Here is a 16081-nt window from a genome sequence, read left to right on the forward strand (position 1 = left end):
TTTTTCCGCCGCCGTTCGCGCCGAGCTTGTCGAAGTGCTCCCTTTTCGTTCAAGCAGTGACGCGGAAAGCTTACGACCTTGGCTAAAAGAGCAGGAGGCAAGAGGATGTCCTGGACTGAAAATGCCGACACATGCCTCTACCTCATCCTAAAAAGATTGCCGATACGTTCGATCCTCCTTTGCATGGCATTCGTCTTTACGGGAAAGGCTTATGCCGAACCTGGCTGTGGTACCTATCCTCCAACAATATATGAAATGGCCGTCTCGGCTGGCTGGTCTGCCTGCAGTCTCAAGGAGATCGGCGAGAAGCCGCTGTGGCATGGATTGCCGGACGACACGGCCAGGATCATCCGTTTCGTCTTCACCCAGGGCCACGGCCTGTTCTTCCGTGTCGTCACGATCACCCAGAAAACCGACGGCTCGGCCTCCCTGAAAGTGAGCGGGACCAGGCGGCGCGACGATGGCCGAACCGCCGAAGAACCCCTGGTTGTTCGCAGAATCCCGCTTTCGCCCGAGGCTATGGCGCGAATCATCGCACTCGGTGATCGGACAGGCACTTGGGACTTCGATGTAGGATCTTGGGATGAAGAGGAGATCTACCTCCACTGCCAATTGCTTGAGATGGAAAAGGCCGATGCGGAGGGCTATCGCTATTCGTCGGTTAACATCGGATGCAACCAACCTACGAAGCTCATGCCGCTCATCGATGAAGTCGCGAGGCTCGCAAAATTGAAGAAAGCCTCTGGTGGCCGGCTTTATTACTGATTCAAGAAGTGGAATAGAGAGACAGGTGAGCCTTCCCTCAAACGATAGCGCCATCGAAGCCGTGCTCGCGCGAGAGGAGATCCGCCAGCAGCTGCGCAACTATTGCCGCGGCATGGACCGGGCGGACAAGGATCTGGTCCGATCCGTCTGGCATGCGGAGGGCACGCTCGACTATGAGCTGCCCGGCGTCGGGACGCCCGAGCAACTGATCGACCATAGCTGGGCCTATCATGCCAAGCAGGATGTCCTGCTCCACCGGGTGCTGCAGGTGACGATCGAGCTGGACGGCACACGCGCCGCGAGCGAGGCCTATGTGTTGTGCAGCCTCTATCGTCAGATCGAGGAGGGGCGGATGCGCGAGATGTTTGCCTATGCGCGCTATCTCGACCGCTGGTCGTGCCGCGACGGACGCTGGGCGATCGACCATCGCCATGCCATCCTCGATCTCGGCGGCACCCGCGATATCGAGGGACGCTTCATGCCGCGCCACGGACGCAAGGACGCGTCCGACCCGTCCTACGCCTTCTTCGCCGATTTCAGGGCGGGCTGACTTTCGGCCCCTCTACGGGGAAGGATGAAGAAGCAGAGCCCGCCCAAACGCCTCTGCCAAAATCTCCGCCCAGGCCGCCTGCCCGTCGGCATCCGCGATCAGATCCTGCCGCACCTCGATCTCGGCATAGGGCAAACCGGCGGCAAAGGCGTGGCGCGGTACCGTATAGTCGGTCGCATCCATCCGATAGGGCTCGTTGTCGCCGACGACACGCCCCGGCCCTTCGCCCAGCACATCGAGCAAGGCACGGGCGAAGCGCGTGTCGCCTTCCCAGTGCAGCACGCCGACATACCAGGGCCGGGCGTAACCGCCGAAGACCGGCGTAAAGCTGTGCAGCGAGATCAGCATCGCCCTCGGCCGCGCCGCGATCTCGCTGGCGATGCGATCATGATAGGGACGATGGATCGCGCCGACCCGCTGTTCGCGATCTCTGGCCCCGAGCCGCTGATTGCCCGGAATCACTGTGCCGTCCGACACCTCGGGTATCGCTTCGGGGGAGGCCGGATCGCGGTTGCAGTCCACCACCAACCGCGAATAGCGCTGATGCAGGAACGGCGCATCTAAGCGCTCCGCGAGCCGTTCGCCGAGCCCCCTCACGCCGATATCGACCGCGATGTGCCGCGCCCGCTCCTCGGGCGGCAGGCCGAGCGAACCGAGCCGCCGGGGGATCAGCGTGCCGGCATGATCGCCGAGCAGCAGGAACGGCGCACGCCCTGCGGAGTTGATGACGTCAGCCGGCTGCGGTTCGTCCGGGCCCAGCAGATCGTCTTTCGGGTCAGCCATAGGGAATGTCGCTCCGATGCCAGTGCTGACCATTCGTCACCTGACAGAATACACATACCGCCATCCGGTTTCCTTCGGCGAGCATCGCATCATGATGCGGCCGCGCGAAAGCTATGACCAACGGCTGATCGACGCGCATCTCGATATCGATCCGGTCCCGCAGGAATTGCGCTGGCTGCATGACGTGTTCGGCAATTCGGTGGCCGTCGCGCGGTTCAAGCGGCGCGCCACCCGCCTCGCGGTGCTGAGCGAGGTGACGCTCGATCACGCCCCGCTCGGCCATGCCGACGTCGAGGTCGAGAATTACGCCCGCCTGTTCCCGTTCACCTATTCTTCGGAAGACATGCCGGACCTGCTGCGCTCGATCGAGCGCCAGCATCTCGATCCCTATCGCGTCGTCGACAACTGGGCGCGCACCTTCGTCAGGGACGACGGCACGACCGGCACGGTGCAGATGCTCAGCGACATGGCGCTCAGCATCAAGCGGGACTTCACCTATCTCGCGCGGCACGAGAAGGGCACGCAGACGCCGATCGAGACGATCGAGAAGCGCAGCGGCACCTGTCGCGACTATGCGGTGCTGATGATGGAGGCGGTGCGCGCGCTCGGTTTCGCGGCGCGTTTCGTCTCGGGCTATGTCTATAATCCCTCGCGCAGCGAAGGGCGCGTCGGCGGTGGCAACACCCATGCCTGGGTGCGCATCTTCTTGCCGGGCGCGGGCTGGGTGGAGTTCGATCCCACCAACGGCATCATCGGCAATCGCGGCCTCGTCCGCGTCGCCGTGGCCCGCGATCCCTACCAGGCGCTGCCGCTCTCCGGCACCTGGAGCGGCTTCCCGGCCAGCTATCTGGGGATGAATGTAGAGGTCGAAGTGGACATCGCGGCGGCCGAAAGCGCCACCATCGTGACCCATCGCGGGGCCGTCAACAGCCGCATCGCCGGCACAGCCAGGAAGCGCAAAACATGCTGATCAGGGCAGGCTATGAGATTCGTTTCGAGACGGAGATGCCGACGCCGATGATGGCGCTGCTCAGCATCCACCCTTCGCGGCACAAGGATCTCAAGACCCCGCAGCGGATCGAGACCTTTCCCGATATTCCCATCTATAATTTCGAGGACGCGTTCGGGAATATCTGCACCCGGCTCACCGTACCGCCGGGCGGCGTCACCCTTTCCGCGGACTTCGTGATCGAGGATAGCGGCGAAGTCGACGTCCGCGCGCCGGACGGCCCGCAAATGCCGGTCGAGGAACTGCCCGACGAAATCCTCCTCTACCTGCTCGGCAGCCGCTATTGCGAGACCGACCGATTGATGGACGTGGCCTGGTCCGAATTCGGCGCGATCGATACCGCCCGCGGGCGCGTAGAAGCTATCGTCGCCTTCGTGCACGAGCATATCCGTTTCGGCTACGAACATGCCCGTGCCGATCGCACGGCCTGGAACGGCTACCAGGAGCAGATCGGCGTCTGCCGGGATTTCGCCCATCTGGCGATCACCCTGTGCCGCTGCATGAATATCCCGGCACGCTACTGCACCGGCTATCTCGGTGATATCGGCGTGCCGCCGGTGGATGCGCCGATGGATTTCAGTGCCTGGTTCGACGTTTATATCGACGGCGAATGGTACACCTATGATGCCCGCCACGCCCGTCCGCGCATCGGCCGCATTCTCATGGCGCGGGGGCGCGATGCCACCGATACGGCGTTGACCACCGCCTTCGGACGCGCGATCCTCGCCTCCTTCATCGTGCACACCGACGAGGTCCTGACGGTCGCCTGACATGACAAATCCGCTGCTCTCCCCCTGGGCCGGCCCGCTCGGGGCGCCGCCATTCGCCTCTATTCGAACCGAGGATTTCCTGCCCGCCTTCACCGCAGCGATCGCGCTGCATCGCGCCGAGATCGCAGCGATCGGCAATGATCCGGCGCCCCCCGATTTCGAGAATGTGATCGCCGCGATCGAGCGCTCGGGCGAGACGCTGGCCCGAGTGCGGCGGCTCTTCTGGACGCTCTCCTCCGCGCATTCGAGCGAGGCGATCCGGGCGATCGAGGGCGATGTCGCAGCCCTGCTGAGCGCGCACGGCACCGCGATCGGCCATGATCCGGCGCTGTTCGCGCGTATCGCGGCCGTGCATGCCGGACGCGAACTCGCCGGCCTGTCCGCCGAGCAGAAGCGCCTGCTGGAGCACAGCTATCTCGGCTTCGTGCGCGGCGGCGCGGCGCTGCCGCCGGCCGAGAAAGCAAGGTTTGCGGAGATCGACGCGCGCCTCTCCGCCCTCTCGGTCCAGTTTGGCCAGACCGTATTGGCCGCCACCAATGCCTGGGTGATGGCGCTCGGCGAAGAGGATCTGGACGGCCTGCCCGATGCGCTGCGCGCCGCCGCCGCCACGCGGGCCGAGGCGGCGGGCGATTCCGGCCGCTATCATTTTACGCTCGACCGCGCCGACTACGAATCCTTCCTCGCCTTCTCGACGCGGCGGGACCTGCGGGAGCGGCTCTGGCGGGCCTTCGTCTCACGCTGCGACGGCGGCTCGCACGACACATGGCCGATCATCGCCGAGACGCTGGCGCTACGCGAAGAACGGGCGAAGCTGCTCGGTTATGCGGACCACGCTACCTACCAGCTCGCCGAAAGCATGGCGAAGACGCCCGAAGCCGCCGAGGCACTGCTGCTGCAGCTCTGGGAGCCGGGCAAGGCCCGTGCCGCAGCGGAAGCGGAGGAATTGCAGGCGCTGATCGACGCGGACGGCGATGGCTTCCGCCTCGCACCATGGGACTGGCGCTTCTATGCCGAGCGGGTGCGGCGCGAACGCTATGCGCTCGATGGTGCGGCGGTGAAGCATCATCTGCGGCTCGATGCCGTACGCACCGCCGCCTTCGACGCGGCAAGCCGGCTCTACGGCCTCACCTTCCGCCATCGCGAGGACATCGCCGGCTATCATCCGGACGTCTGGGCCTGGGAAGTGACCGGCGCAGGCGGCGAGCCGGTCGGGCTGCTGTTCACCGACTATCTCGCCCGGCCGGACAAGCATGGCGGCGCCTGGATGGGCAGTCTCAGGGTACAGGAAAGACTGGACGGGGACGTGCGCCCGATCGTCTATCTGGTCGCCAATTTCTCGCCCGCGCCGGATACGGCCGCGACGCGCCTCTCGCTCGACGAGGCGCGCACCCTCTTCCACGAATTCGGCCACGCGCTCCACGGCCTGCTGTCCGACGTCACCTATCCCAGCCTCTCCGGCACGGCGGTGTCACGCGACTTCGTCGAGTTTCCGAGCAAGTTCATGGAGAATTGGATCGTCGATCGCGGCGTGCTGGCGGGCTTCGGCGTGCCGGCCGCATTGATCGACGCGATCCGCCACGCCGAAAGCTATGGCCAGGGTTTCGCCACGGTCGAGTTGGTCGGCTGCGCGCTGATCGACCTCGCGTTGCACCGCCGGGCCGATGCCGGCCGCGACGTCAAGGCGTTCGCCGAAGCGGAGCTTGCGCGGCTCGGCATGCCGGAGGCGGTGGGGCTGCGCCACCGCCTGCCCTATTTCACGCACATCTTCGACGGCGGCTATGCCAGCGGCTATTACAGCTATCTCTGGTCGGAGGTGCTCGATGCCGATGCCTTCGAGGCCTTCACCGCGCGCGGCGACATATTCGATCCCGAGCTGGCCCGGCGTTTCCGCGAGGAGGTGCTGGCCCAGGGCGACAAGCGCGAGCCTATGGAATCCTTCATAGCCTTCCGCGGCCGCACTCCCGATGGCGCGGCACTGATGCGCGCACGGGGGCTGGTCGACGCCTGATCGGGCGCTTGACCGGCGAGCCGGACTATCTATCGCTGGATTCAGTCCAAGAATCACAGGAGCGGATGATGGTGACGGCGCGCGATCTTTCCAGAATGTCGGCCGAGCGGGTGAAGGCCAAGGATCGAGAAGGCTGGCTGAGCCTCTTCGCGGACGATGCCGTCGTCGCCGATCCGGTCGGCCCGTCGCACTGGGACCCCGAGGGCAAGGGGCATCGCGGCAAGGAAGCGATCGCGCGCTTCTACGACATCGCGATCGCGCCCAATGAGGACGTCACCTTCGAGATCCATGCCAGCCATCTGTGCGGCGACGAGGTCGCCAATGTGGTGACGCTCCACATCATCGGTCCGGACAAGCGCAAGATGGAGGTCCCCTGCGTCATCCATTACTGCAAGACGCCGGACGACAAGGTCGCCTCGCTGCGCGCCTTCTGGGAAGCCGAGAAGATCCGCTTCGTCGATTGACGCGGACTCGTTCCTCCTCGCGACCGGGAAGCGCTGCAAATACCCGGTGAACGATCCGAGTGCGGCATTCCAGCGCAAGCCGGCATCGCTCTCAACCACGAACCGCGTGCTTTTTTGAGAGCGATGCCAGCTTTCGCGGGCATGCCGTCGATCTATCTCGCTCTCACCGCTCAGGCTTAACCGCAGGCGCACGCCAGCGCGACACATCCGCTATCCACGCACACCGACTTGGGGCCAAAATGCTGCGGTACGAAAGGGCGGCCGAGTGTAGGCACGCGCCTCGAAAATCCTCAGAGCCCCGGGGCCCTTATTCAGTCGAACAGTTCCTCGATGAAGGATTTCTTGCGGCGCTTAGGGTAGTCCCGATCATGGCCGCGGTTCCAGAGATCGCGGCCGTCGCCGGGATGGAGTTGGGGAGCACGCGCAGGCGGGCCACTGCGCTCGACGATCTTGTCGAGCTCGCCGCGATCCAGCCAGACGCCGCGGCATTGCGGGCAATAGTCGACCTCGACTCCCTGGCGGTCGCTCATCAGCAATGGCACCTTGCACACGGGGCAAGGCATTCCGACGGCGGGATTGGACATGGTCTTCGACTCCTCGGTTCGATGAACCGAGTGCGTCCGAATGGTTGAATGACCGATATGTCGTCCGACCAGCATCGAGCGCACTCGATGCGGTCCGACATCACGATCGCGCACGATCGCCAGAGGGGCCCGGCCCGCAGAGCCGAACATGGGTAGTGCCCGCGCCGCCGTCAAGGCGGGGCGCCGATCTCTCAGCCTCCTGCGGCGATCCGCACGGCGCGGGCGGCGCGTTCGCGAATCTCGGCGACGTCCGGCTCGCCTGCAGGCACCACCCAGGATCCGCCGGCGCACAACACGGAGGGAATGGCGAGCCAGTCGGTCAGGTTCGCTTCGCTGATCCCGCCGGTCGGGCAGAAGCGGGCGGTGTGGAACGGACCCGCCAATGCCTTCAGCGCCGGAATGCCGCCATTGGCTTCCGCCGGGAAAAATTTGAAATGGCCGAGGCCCAGATCCATGCCGCGCATGATGTCCGCCGCGGTGGCGACGCCGGGCAGGAAGGCGACGCCGCTCTCGATCGCGGCGCGGCCGAGCGAGTCGGTAAGGCCGGGCGAAACGATGAATTCGGCGCCCGCCTCAATGCTGGCCTCCAGGCCGGCGCGGTCGATCACCGTGCCGGCGCCCACCACCGCGCCTGGGACCGTCTTCATCTCGCGGATGATGTCCAGCGCGGCAGGCGTGCGCAGCGTCACCTCGAGCGCGGGCAGGCCGCCGGCAACCAGCGCCTCGGCGATCGGCCGGGCATGGGCGACGTCATGGATCACCAGCACGGGAATCACCGGCGCGAGGCGCATGATGCTTTCGACGGATGTCACAGGCATTACTCCTGATAGGCGGCTGCGGCACCGAGCAGCCCAGGTTCGGGATGGATGGCAAGCCGGATAGGGAAGCTCGCCATGCGATGCGCGAAACGGCCCTTCGCGCGAAAACGGTCATTGAACAGCGGCCCGGCCAGACGATCGCGGATGCGGTTGGAAAGGCCGCCGGTGATCACCACCGAATGCGCGCCATGCGCCAGGGCGAGATCGCCCGCGACCGCGCCGAACGACATGACGAAGCGATCGAGCGCCTGATCGGCGAGCTTGTCTGTCCGCTTCACCGCATTTTCCCAGATCGCCGCGTCGTCCTGTGGCACGATCGCCTCGCCGCCAAGCCGGGCCAGCGCCTCGCGGATGCGGGCGAGCGCCGGGCCGGACACGATCCGCTCGGTCGATACGCGTACGACACGCTCACGCAGCATCGACAGCAGCTTCTCCTCGAAACTGTCGAGCGCGGCGAAATCGAGATGCCCTCCCTCGGTGGGCAGCACGATGCGCCGCCCGTCACGCCGCAGCAGCTGGGCGACGCCGAGGCCGGTTCCCGGACCGATGACGGTAGTCACGCCCTCCGCCGGCAGCGAACCTTCGGGGCCGCCGATATAGGCGAGTTCGTCGTCGTTGAGCACACCCACCGCAGCCGCCATCGCCGCGAAATCGTTGATCAGCAGCGGCGGCTGATCGAGGCCCATTTCGTCCCCGAGGGTTTCCGGACGGATCGTCCAGCTGCTGTTGGTGAAATGGATCAATTCGCCTTCCACCGGCCCTGCAATCGCGATGCTGGCCGCCTTCGGCACGCGCCCGCCGATATCCCGTGCGAACGCTTCCCAGGCGGCGGGCAGCCCCGGATAATCCGCCGTGCGATATTTTCGGGGGGTATCGAGCACCGGACGCCCGCCCCGGTCCAGCCGCGCGACGCAGAAGCGCGCGTTGGTGCCACCGAGATCGACTGCAACGATTTCCATCCTCAGAGCCCCGCAGCGTGAAGCATCGCCGAGGCGCCCTGCTCCGCCCCGTCGGCACCGTGGCGCATGAAGGCGAAGAGTTCCCGCCCGGTCCCCTGGGCGGGCGGCGGGGGCGCGGCAGGCTCGCGGGCGGCCCACTCCGCCTCGTCGACGAGCACGCTGATCTGGCCGCTATTCGCGCAGAGACGGACGAGATCGCCATCGCGCAGCTGCGCGATCGGTCCGCCGCCCAGCGCCTCGGGCGACAGGTGGATGGCGGCCGGCACCTTGCCGGACGCGCCCGACATGCGCCCGTCGGTGACGAGCGCCACGCGGAAGCCGCGATCCTGCAGCACGCCGAGCGACGGAGTGAGCTTGTGCAGCTCCGGCATGCCGTTGGCACGCGGCCCCTGGTAGCGGACGACGACGACCACGTCGCGTTCCAGCTCGCCGGCCTTGAACGCCTTCACCACATCGTCCTGATCGTCGAAGACGCGCGCCGGCGCCTCGATCGTCCAGCGCGCCGGATCGACCGCGCTGGTCTTGAAGGTCGCCCGGCCGAGATTGCCCTGCACCAGCCGCATGCCACCGTCGGGCGAAAAAGGATTGGAGACCGGACGCAGCATCGCCTCGTCGAGCGGCGCCTCGGGCGCGGGCTCCCAGCGCAACGCTTCGCCCTCCAGCTTCGGATCGGCGGCATAGGCGGCAAGCCCCTCTCCCCAGATCGTCATGATGTCGGCGTGGACCAGACCCGCCTCGATCAGCGTCCGGATCACGAACGCCATGCCGCCGGCCGCCTGGAAATGGTTCACGTCGCCGGACCCGTTGGGATAGACGCGCGCGATCAGCGGCACCACGCTCGACAGCCGGTCGAGATCCTCCCAGTCGATCACGACGCCGGCCGCGCGGGCGATCGCCGGGATATGGATGGCGTGATTGGTCGAGCCCCCGGTGGCGAGCAGGCCGACCGCCGCGTTCACGATCGCCTTCTCGTCGACGACGTGCCCGAGCGGACGATAGTCGTCGCCATCCCAGCCGATCTCCGCGAGCCGGTGCACCGCGGCACGGGTCAGCGCCTGACGCAGCGACGTGCCGGGATTCACGAAGGCCGCGCCGGGCACGTGCAGCCCCATCATCTCCATCATCATCTGGTTCGAATTGGCGGTGCCGTAGAAGGTGCAGGTGCCCGCGCCATGATAGGAGGCGGCCTCCGCCTCCAGGAGCTCGGCCCGGCCCACCTTGCCCTCGGCATAGAGCTGGCGGACGCGCTGCTTCTCCTTGTTGGCAAGGCCCGATGGCATCGGCCCGGCGGGCACGAGCACGGCCGGCAGATGGCCGAAGCGCAGCGCGCCGATCAGCAGGCCCGGCACGATCTTGTCGCAGATGCCGAGCAGCGCCGTGCCCTCGAACATGCCATGGCTGAGCGCGACGGCGGTGGAGAGCGCGATCGTGTCGCGGCTGAACAGCGACAGCTCCATGCCGCGTTGCCCCTGGGTCACGCCGTCGCACATCGCCGGCACGCCGCCTGCCACCTGCGCGCTGGCGCCCACCTCGCGCGCGAACAGTTTCATCTGCTCCGGATAGCGCCCATAGGGCTGATGCGCGGAAAGCATGTCATTATAGGCAGTGACGATGCCGATGTTCATCGCGCGCCCGTCGCGGATCGCCGGCTTGTCCTCGCCGCTCGCCGCGAAGCCATGCGCCAGATTGCCGCAGGACAGCCGGCCGCGATCGACGCCGCCATCCCGTTCGCGTGCGATCAGGTCGAGATAGGCCGCCCTCCCGGACCGCGATCGCTCGATGATGCGGTCCGTAACCGCGGATAGTGTCGCGTCCAGCGTCATCGCCATGCTCCCATCGCTGCCGCACCTTCCCCGTAGCGAAAGGCAGGGCTCTCCGTCTCTTCGGCCAGGGGCGTGCGCATCCCGGCCCGCCTGCCGTCGCTCCCCCTCGTCCTTCGGAGAAGGATGAGGGCCGCGCGTTCGCGAAGCAAGGCATCGTGCTCACTCATGCCAACTGATCCCATCCCGCTCGGTCAACGCGATCGAGGCGGAGGGGCCCCAGGTACCCGCCATATAGAGGCTCGGCTGCGTCCCGGCGGCGGCCCAGGCGGAACGGATGCCATCGATCCACTGCCACTGCGCCTCCACCTCGTCACGCCGCACGAACAGCGTCTGCTCGCCTTCGATCAGGTCAAGCAGCAGACGCTCATAGGCGATGCGCCGCCGCGTGCCGGCAAAGGCGTTGGGCAGCGAGATGTCGAGCGGCACTTCGCGCAGCCGCAGCCCATCGCGGTCGAGGCCAGGCTGCTTCGCCATCACCGTCAGCCGGATATTCTCCTCCGGCTGCAGGCTGATGACGAGACGGTTGGCGGTGAGCCCCGCACCCCGCGTGTCGAAGATCGAATGGGGCACGCCGCGGAACTGGACGACGATCTGCGAATGGCGGCGCGGCAGACGCTTGCCGGTACGCAGGTAGAAGGGCACTCCCTTCCAGCGCCAATTGTCGATATGAGCCTTGAGCGCGACGAAGGTTTCCGTGCCGGAATCGCGGCCCAGCTCCTCGACATAGCCGGGCACCGGCGCGCCACCGATCGCGCCGCCGCCATATTGACCCATCACGCTGCACGTCGCCGCATCGGAGCGGCCGATCGGCCGGAGCGAGCGTAACGCCTTCACCTTCTCGTCGCGGATCGACACGGCATCGAAGCGAGCAGGCGGCTCCATCGCGACGAGCGCGAGCAGCTGCAGCATATGGTTCTGCACCATGTCGCGTAGCGCGCCGGTGCCTTCGTAGAAGCCGCCCCGCCCTTCCAGGCCGACCGTCTCGGAAACGGTGATCTGGACGTGATCGATGCCGCCCGTGTTCCACAGCGGCTCGAACAGCGCATTGCCGAAGCGCAGCGCGATCAGATTCTGCACCGTCTCCTTGCCCAGATAATGGTCCAGCCGGAAAGTCTGGCCTTCGGGATAGTAAGCAGCAACGGCATCGTTGATCGCGCGACTGGATGAGAGATCGGTCCCGAGCGGCTTTTCGAGCGCCAGGCGGACATTGCCGCCCGCCAGCCCCGCCCGCGCAAAGCCGGCGATCGCCGGTTCGAACAGCGACGGCGCGGTGGAGAGGAAGATGGCGACAGGCTCGGCCGCCCGATCGCCGAGCGCCCGAGGCAGCGCATCGAACGCCGCAGGATCGGACAGGTCGAGCGGAACATAGCGCAGCCGCTCCAGAAAGCGCCCGATCTCGCCCGCATCGCGCCGCTCGGCCGGGAGATGGCGTTCGAGGGCTGCAGCGGCGAGCGCGCGGAATTCCTCGTCGGTCTCGTTCGATCGCGCCGTGCCGACGATCTCGAAGTCAGCACCGATCAGCCGGTCGGCCCATAGTCCGAACAGCGACGGAAGCAGCATGCGCTGCGCCAGATCACCCGTCGCCCCGAACAGGAGCAACGTGCGTGCCGATACCATGTTTCCGCTCCTATTCGTCGCCGCAGCGGCTCATCGGTGTCGACACATAGTCCAGCCGGATATCCGACACGGAAATGGTGACCCTGCCCGCGGAGGCGAGCGCAAATGGCACCGTGACCCGGCCCATGTCCAGCCCGCGCCGCGCGAAACATTGCAGGGGGATCGCCAGCGTCTGCCAATCGCCTGCAGCGCCCGAGCTTAGGGCCTTTCCGACCGGGATCGGGACCCGTTTCTCGGTGGTTCCCATGGCGATCGAGAGCGGCCCGGCGGGGACGGCGTCCAAACGATATTCGAACACGAGGCTGATTTCGCCATTGGTTTCGCGCGTGAGATCGAGCGGACGCGGGGATTCGATCCTCGCTTCCGCGCCTCCGCTCCAGGCGAAGCGCCGGGAATCCTCCTGGGCACGGCGATCGACGGCGCTCACCGCGATCGACGGCGTGCCGCCCGCACCGCTGGCATCGAGCCGCGCCCCGATCGCGCCGGGCGCCGCCGTCCACCAGGACCAGCCATCCGGCAGCCGGCCCCGGCCGAAGAAACGCGTCGGCGTGCCGCTCGCCATTCCGGCGGGGCGGTTCTCGTCCAGCGCGGGGACATGGCCGGGCCGGGCGTAGCTGAGCCCGTAGCCGATCGGGAAGAGCGGATCATAGCCGGGATCCCGCCGGTTCAGCACATATTGATCGGGTCGCCTGGGCCAGGAGAAGCTGAGCCGCCCTTTGAAATCATAAGCGGCGGTACCGTCGGGCCGGCGGAACAGCAGGTCCGCGACGCCCGCTCCCTCGGTGCCCGGCAGGAAGGCCGCGACGAAGGCGTCGGAGGCGTTGAGTTCGGCATTCACCCACAGCGGGCGCCCGGAGAGGAACACCGCGACGACCGGGATGCCCGCCGCCTTCAGCTTGCGCAGCAGGGCGAGGTCGGCCTTGTCGTCGGGGTTGAATTCCAGGTTCGGCCGATCGCCCTTGAATTCGGCATAGGGCTGCTCGCCGAAGACGACGATCGCCGCATCGGGATTCTGCGCATAGCGGCCATCGGGCGCGAGCGTCGCCGTGCCACCGGCCGCTCGCACCGCCGCGGAGATGCCCGTCCAGATCGATTCCCCGTGCGGAAAGGCGGAGTTGGGCACATCCGCTCCCTGCCAGGTGATCGACCAGCCCCCCGACTGCTGGCTGATGCTGTCCGCGCCTTCGCCCGCGACCAGGATGTTCGCCCGCGGCTTGAGCGGCAGCACGCCTTCATTCTTGAGCAGCACCATCGACTCGCGCACCGCGCGCCGGGCCAGGGCGCGATGCGCGGGCGAGCCGATCAGATCGAACTTGCCAGCCATCGCGCGCGAGGACGGCCGCCCGCGTTCGAACAGGCCCGCACGCAACTTGACGCGCAGGATGCGGCGCACCGCATCGTCCAGCCGCGTCATCGGGATCTGTCCCGCTTTCACCTGGTCCAGCGTGTTGGTGTAGAGCTGCTTCCAGTCCGGTCCGGAATACATGAACATGTCGAGCCCGGCGTTGATCGCCTGGGCGCAGCTCTCGTTGGTGCAGCCGGCCACCTGGCCATGGCTGTTCCAGTCGCCCACGACGAAGCCGTCGAAATGCATGCGCTGCTTCAGCACACCGGTGAGCAGGCTCTTGTTGCCGCTCATCTTCTCGCCGTTCCAGCTCGAGAAGCTGGCCATCACCGACTGGGTGCCGGCCTCGAGCGCGGCGGGATAGCCGCCGAGATGGACGTCGCGCAGCACCTCCTCGCTCACCCGCGTATCGCCCTGGTCGCGCCCCCCGGTGCCACCGTCGCCGAGAAAATGCTTGGTCGTCGCGATGACATGGCGGGGCGAGAGGAAATCCTTCGTGCCCACCTTGCCCTGCACGCCTTCGATCATCGCGCCCGCATAGGAGGCCGGGATCTCCGGCTCTTCCGAATAGCTCTCATAAGTGCGGCCCCAGCGATCGTCCTGGACCACCGCGAGCGTCGGCGCGAAGGTCCAGTCGAGCCCCGCCGCCGCCGTCTCGAGCGCCGTGGCGGCGCCGATCTCGCGGATCAGCCCGGGATCCCGCGCGGCACCGAGGCCGATATTGTGCGGAAACAGCGTCGCGCCGACGATGTTGTTATTGCCATGCACGGCATCCGTGCCCCAGATGATCGGAATCTTCGGGCGGCCGTCGCTGCGCGTCATCGACGCGTCATAATATTCGTCGGCGAGCTGCAGCCATTTGGCGGGTGGCGCGAAATCGTCTCCATAGGGCCCGGAATTGCCGCCGTTCAGCACCGAACCGATCTTCCACGTCCGCACGTCCGCCGGTGTGATGCTGCCGATATCGACCTGGATGAGCTGCCCCACCTTGTCCTCGACGCTCATCGCCGCGAGCAGGCGCTCGATACGCGCCTCGATCGCCGGGTTGCGCGATGGGCGGGCCTTGACGGCGGGCCAGAGCACGGGATGCGCGACCGGGGAGAGCGTGTCGGCAGCCTGGACGGTTCCCACCGTCACGGTGAGCAGGGTTGCCATAATCATCCTCCCCCAAAGGGGGAGGGAGACCATGCGTAGCCCGGTGGAGGGGTTCCCCTCTCCATCTACGCCACGCTTGCAGCACTCCATGTGGTCCCCCTCCCGCTTTGGGGGAGGATTAAACAATCGCACACTCTTCATCATATCATCCAAGATCAGGCCTCGACGCGCACGGACGCGGCATCGGAGCGGAACAGCAGGAAACGAAGCAGCGGCCCGGTCATCAGCGTGGTGACGACCGCCATCAGCACCAGCATGGTGAACATGGATTGCGGCAGGAAACCGAGCTCATGGCCGATGTTGAGCACGATCAGCTCCATCAGCGCGCGGGTATTCATCAGCGTGCCGAGCGCGAGCGCTGGCCGTCCGGCGATACCGGACCGGCGCGCGACGACATAGGTCGGCACGATCTTGCCCAGGATCGCTGCGGCGAGAATCAGCATCAGCCAGGGCAGATCCTGCGCGCCGAGCCCGAGCACATTGGTGCGCAGCCCCGTGAAGGTGAAGAAGATCGGCAGGAAGAAGACCAGCACGAAACCGCCCACCTGCCGGCTCCACGCCGCGGCGATCTCGGCATGGCGATGAAAGAGCAGGCCCGCCGCGAAACCGCCGAAGATCGCGAAGATGCCGAGATGGAAGGTGCAGATGGCGAGCAGGAAGGCGAGGCAGACGAGGATGGCGAGCAGATTGGCTGGCATCAGCCCGTCGCGCAGCGGGAACTGGCGGACCAGCCGATCGGCGAGCGGAGCGAGCAGGAAGCGCAGCGCCAGGACGAACAGCAGGAGACCGCCGATCTGGAACGCTACCTGCCCCGGCGAAAGCTGCGCGGACGCATAGGCGGAGATCAGCGCCAGCATCACCCAGCCTGCGACGTCGTTGATCGCAGCCGCCGATATGGCGACGACGCCGATCTCCTCGCGCTCCAGACGATGCTCGATCAGGATGCGGCCGAGGATGGGCACTGCCGTGATGGCCAGCGCGACGCCGCAGAACAGGCTGTAGATGGTGCGATCGATGCCTGGCGCCAGCGCCGCGGCGGAAAAGGTGCCGATCAGCAGGCCGAGTGCGAACGGTACCGCGACGGAGGGAATGGCGATGGCCAGCGTCAGCCGGCGCAGCCGGGCGACGTGCAGCCGCTCGAACTCGAAGCCGCAGCCGATCTGGAACATCAGCAGCACCAGCCCGATCTGGCTCAGGATCGTGATCGCCGGATCGGGCTTCGCACCGAACAAGGCGATCGAAGCCGCCGGGAAAAAATGGCCGAACAGCGACGGCCCGAGCATCAGCCCGGCGACGATTTCTCCCACCGCCGCCGGCTGCCCCAGACGGCGGAACGCCGTGCCCATCGCTCGCGCCGCGCCGATCATCACGATGAGCTGGAGCAGCACGGTGAAGAGAAGCTGCTCCGTCTGGTGGACCGACGCCGTCATG

The 16081-nt window shown here is 66.7% G+C and carries 14 protein-coding genes; 6 read left to right on the forward strand and 8 right to left on the reverse strand.

All coding sequences use genetic code 11. The features are described 5' to 3' along the window. The first annotated feature begins 105 nt into the window (after positions 1-105). Together GQY20_RS24940 and GQY20_RS24945 are read left to right on the forward strand one after the other, a co-directional pair. Positions 106-765: a hypothetical protein gene (locus GQY20_RS24940; protein ID WP_157219853.1), complete on the forward strand. Its 660-nt coding sequence runs from the start codon at positions 106-108 to the stop codon at positions 763-765. A gap of 25 nt (positions 766-790) precedes the next feature. Next, positions 791-1315 carry a nuclear transport factor 2 family protein gene (locus GQY20_RS24945; RefSeq protein ID WP_157219854.1) on the forward strand — a complete coding sequence of 175 codons (525 nt, stop codon included), beginning with the start codon at positions 791-793 and terminating at the stop codon, positions 1313-1315. A gap of 12 nt (positions 1316-1327) precedes the next feature. Here GQY20_RS24945 and GQY20_RS24950 read toward each other — a convergent pair whose 3' ends face one another. Next, complete coding sequence (locus tag GQY20_RS24950) at positions 1328-2098, reverse strand: N-formylglutamate amidohydrolase (protein ID WP_157219855.1); 771 nt, start codon at positions 2096-2098, stop codon at positions 1328-1330. A gap of 16 nt (positions 2099-2114) precedes the next feature. Here GQY20_RS24950 and GQY20_RS24955 point away from each other — a divergent pair, with 16 nt between their 5' ends. The 4 genes from GQY20_RS24955 (at position 2115) to GQY20_RS24970 (ending at position 6349) form a co-directional block, all read left to right on the forward strand. Further along, positions 2115-3068, forward strand: coding sequence for a transglutaminase family protein (locus GQY20_RS24955; RefSeq protein ID WP_157219856.1), 954 nt, complete (start codon positions 2115-2117; stop codon positions 3066-3068). Beyond that, positions 3062-3877, forward strand: coding sequence for a transglutaminase-like domain-containing protein (locus tag GQY20_RS24960; protein ID WP_157219857.1), 816 nt, complete (start codon positions 3062-3064; stop codon positions 3875-3877). Before GQY20_RS24955 ends, GQY20_RS24960 begins: the two co-directional genes overlap by 7 nt. A 1-nt stretch (position 3878) precedes the next feature. Continuing rightward, positions 3879-5885: a M3 family metallopeptidase gene (locus tag GQY20_RS24965; protein ID WP_157219858.1), complete on the forward strand. Its 2007-nt coding sequence runs from the start codon at positions 3879-3881 to the stop codon at positions 5883-5885. A gap of 68 nt (positions 5886-5953) precedes the next feature. After that, positions 5954-6349: a nuclear transport factor 2 family protein gene (locus GQY20_RS24970; protein ID WP_157219906.1), complete on the forward strand. Its 396-nt coding sequence runs from the start codon at positions 5954-5956 to the stop codon at positions 6347-6349. A gap of 311 nt (positions 6350-6660) precedes the next feature. Here GQY20_RS24970 and GQY20_RS24975 read toward each other — a convergent pair whose 3' ends face one another. The 7 genes from GQY20_RS24975 to GQY20_RS25005 all read right to left on the reverse strand — a co-directional run bounded on the left by GQY20_RS24975 (position 6661) and on the right by GQY20_RS25005 (position 16080). Beyond that, positions 6661-6933 carry a TFIIB-type zinc ribbon-containing protein gene (locus GQY20_RS24975; protein ID WP_157219859.1) on the reverse strand — a complete coding sequence of 91 codons (273 nt, stop codon included), beginning with the start codon at positions 6931-6933 and terminating at the stop codon, positions 6661-6663. 191 nt (positions 6934-7124) lie between these two features. Beyond that, positions 7125-7751, reverse strand: a complete 627-nt coding sequence (gene eda, locus GQY20_RS24980; protein WP_157219860.1) for a bifunctional 4-hydroxy-2-oxoglutarate aldolase/2-dehydro-3-deoxy-phosphogluconate aldolase — start codon at positions 7749-7751, stop codon at positions 7125-7127. Continuing rightward, positions 7751-8710 (reverse strand): glucokinase, encoded by a 960-nt coding sequence (locus tag GQY20_RS24985; RefSeq protein WP_157219861.1) that lies wholly within the window; start codon positions 8708-8710, stop codon positions 7751-7753. Before GQY20_RS24985 ends, eda begins: the two co-directional genes overlap by 1 nt. 2 nt (positions 8711-8712) lie before the next feature. Continuing rightward, a complete protein-coding gene (gene edd, locus GQY20_RS24990) occupies positions 8713-10533 on the reverse strand; it encodes a phosphogluconate dehydratase (RefSeq protein ID WP_157219907.1) in 1821 nt (606 codons plus the stop codon). Positions 10534-10692: 159 nt separating this feature from the next. Continuing rightward, on the reverse strand, positions 10693-12150 hold the full coding sequence (gene zwf / locus GQY20_RS24995) for a glucose-6-phosphate dehydrogenase (RefSeq protein WP_157219862.1): 1458 nt from the start codon (positions 12148-12150) through the stop codon (positions 10693-10695). A 10-nt stretch (positions 12151-12160) separates the two neighbouring features. Then, positions 12161-14650 carry a glycoside hydrolase family 3 protein gene (locus GQY20_RS25000; protein ID WP_269769780.1) on the reverse strand — a complete coding sequence of 830 codons (2490 nt, stop codon included), beginning with the start codon at positions 14648-14650 and terminating at the stop codon, positions 12161-12163. A gap of 155 nt (positions 14651-14805) precedes the next feature. Continuing rightward, positions 14806-16080, reverse strand: coding sequence for a cation:proton antiporter (locus GQY20_RS25005; RefSeq protein WP_157219864.1), 1275 nt, complete (start codon positions 16078-16080; stop codon positions 14806-14808). Position 16081 lies beyond the last annotated feature (1 nt).

The sequence above is a fragment of the Flavisphingomonas formosensis genome, assembly GCF_009755815.1.
Classification (GTDB): domain Bacteria; phylum Pseudomonadota; class Alphaproteobacteria; order Sphingomonadales; family Sphingomonadaceae; genus Flavisphingomonas; species Flavisphingomonas formosensis.

Excerpts from the sequence above, each read along its gene's own strand:
- GQY20_RS24940 (WP_157219853.1), top strand. The coding sequence starts at position 106 with ATGTCCTGGACTGAAAATGCCGACACATGCCTCTACCTCATCCTAAAA.
- GQY20_RS24985 (WP_157219861.1), bottom strand. The coding sequence starts at position 8,710 with ATGGAAATCGTTGCAGTCGATCTCGGTGGCACCAACGCGCGCTTCTGC.
- GQY20_RS24960 (WP_157219857.1), top strand. The coding sequence starts at position 3,062 with ATGCTGATCAGGGCAGGCTATGAGATTCGTTTCGAGACGGAGATGCCG.
- zwf (WP_157219862.1), bottom strand. The coding sequence starts at position 12,150 with ATGGTATCGGCACGCACGTTGCTCCTGTTCGGGGCGACGGGTGATCTG.
- edd (WP_157219907.1), bottom strand. The coding sequence starts at position 10,533 with ATGACGCTGGACGCGACACTATCCGCGGTTACGGACCGCATCATCGAG.
- GQY20_RS24965 (WP_157219858.1), top strand. The coding sequence starts at position 3,879 with ATGACAAATCCGCTGCTCTCCCCCTGGGCCGGCCCGCTCGGGGCGCCG.
- GQY20_RS24975 (WP_157219859.1), bottom strand. The coding sequence starts at position 6,933 with ATGTCCAATCCCGCCGTCGGAATGCCTTGCCCCGTGTGCAAGGTGCCA.
- GQY20_RS25000 (WP_269769780.1), bottom strand. The coding sequence starts at position 14,650 with ATGGCAACCCTGCTCACCGTGACGGTGGGAACCGTCCAGGCTGCCGAC.
- GQY20_RS25005 (WP_157219864.1), bottom strand. The coding sequence starts at position 16,080 with ATGACGGCGTCGGTCCACCAGACGGAGCAGCTTCTCTTCACCGTGCTG.
- eda (WP_157219860.1), bottom strand. The coding sequence starts at position 7,751 with ATGCCTGTGACATCCGTCGAAAGCATCATGCGCCTCGCGCCGGTGATT.
- GQY20_RS24955 (WP_157219856.1), top strand. The coding sequence starts at position 2,115 with ATGCCAGTGCTGACCATTCGTCACCTGACAGAATACACATACCGCCAT.
- GQY20_RS24970 (WP_157219906.1), top strand. The coding sequence starts at position 5,954 with ATGGTGACGGCGCGCGATCTTTCCAGAATGTCGGCCGAGCGGGTGAAG.
- GQY20_RS24950 (WP_157219855.1), bottom strand. The coding sequence starts at position 2,098 with ATGGCTGACCCGAAAGACGATCTGCTGGGCCCGGACGAACCGCAGCCG.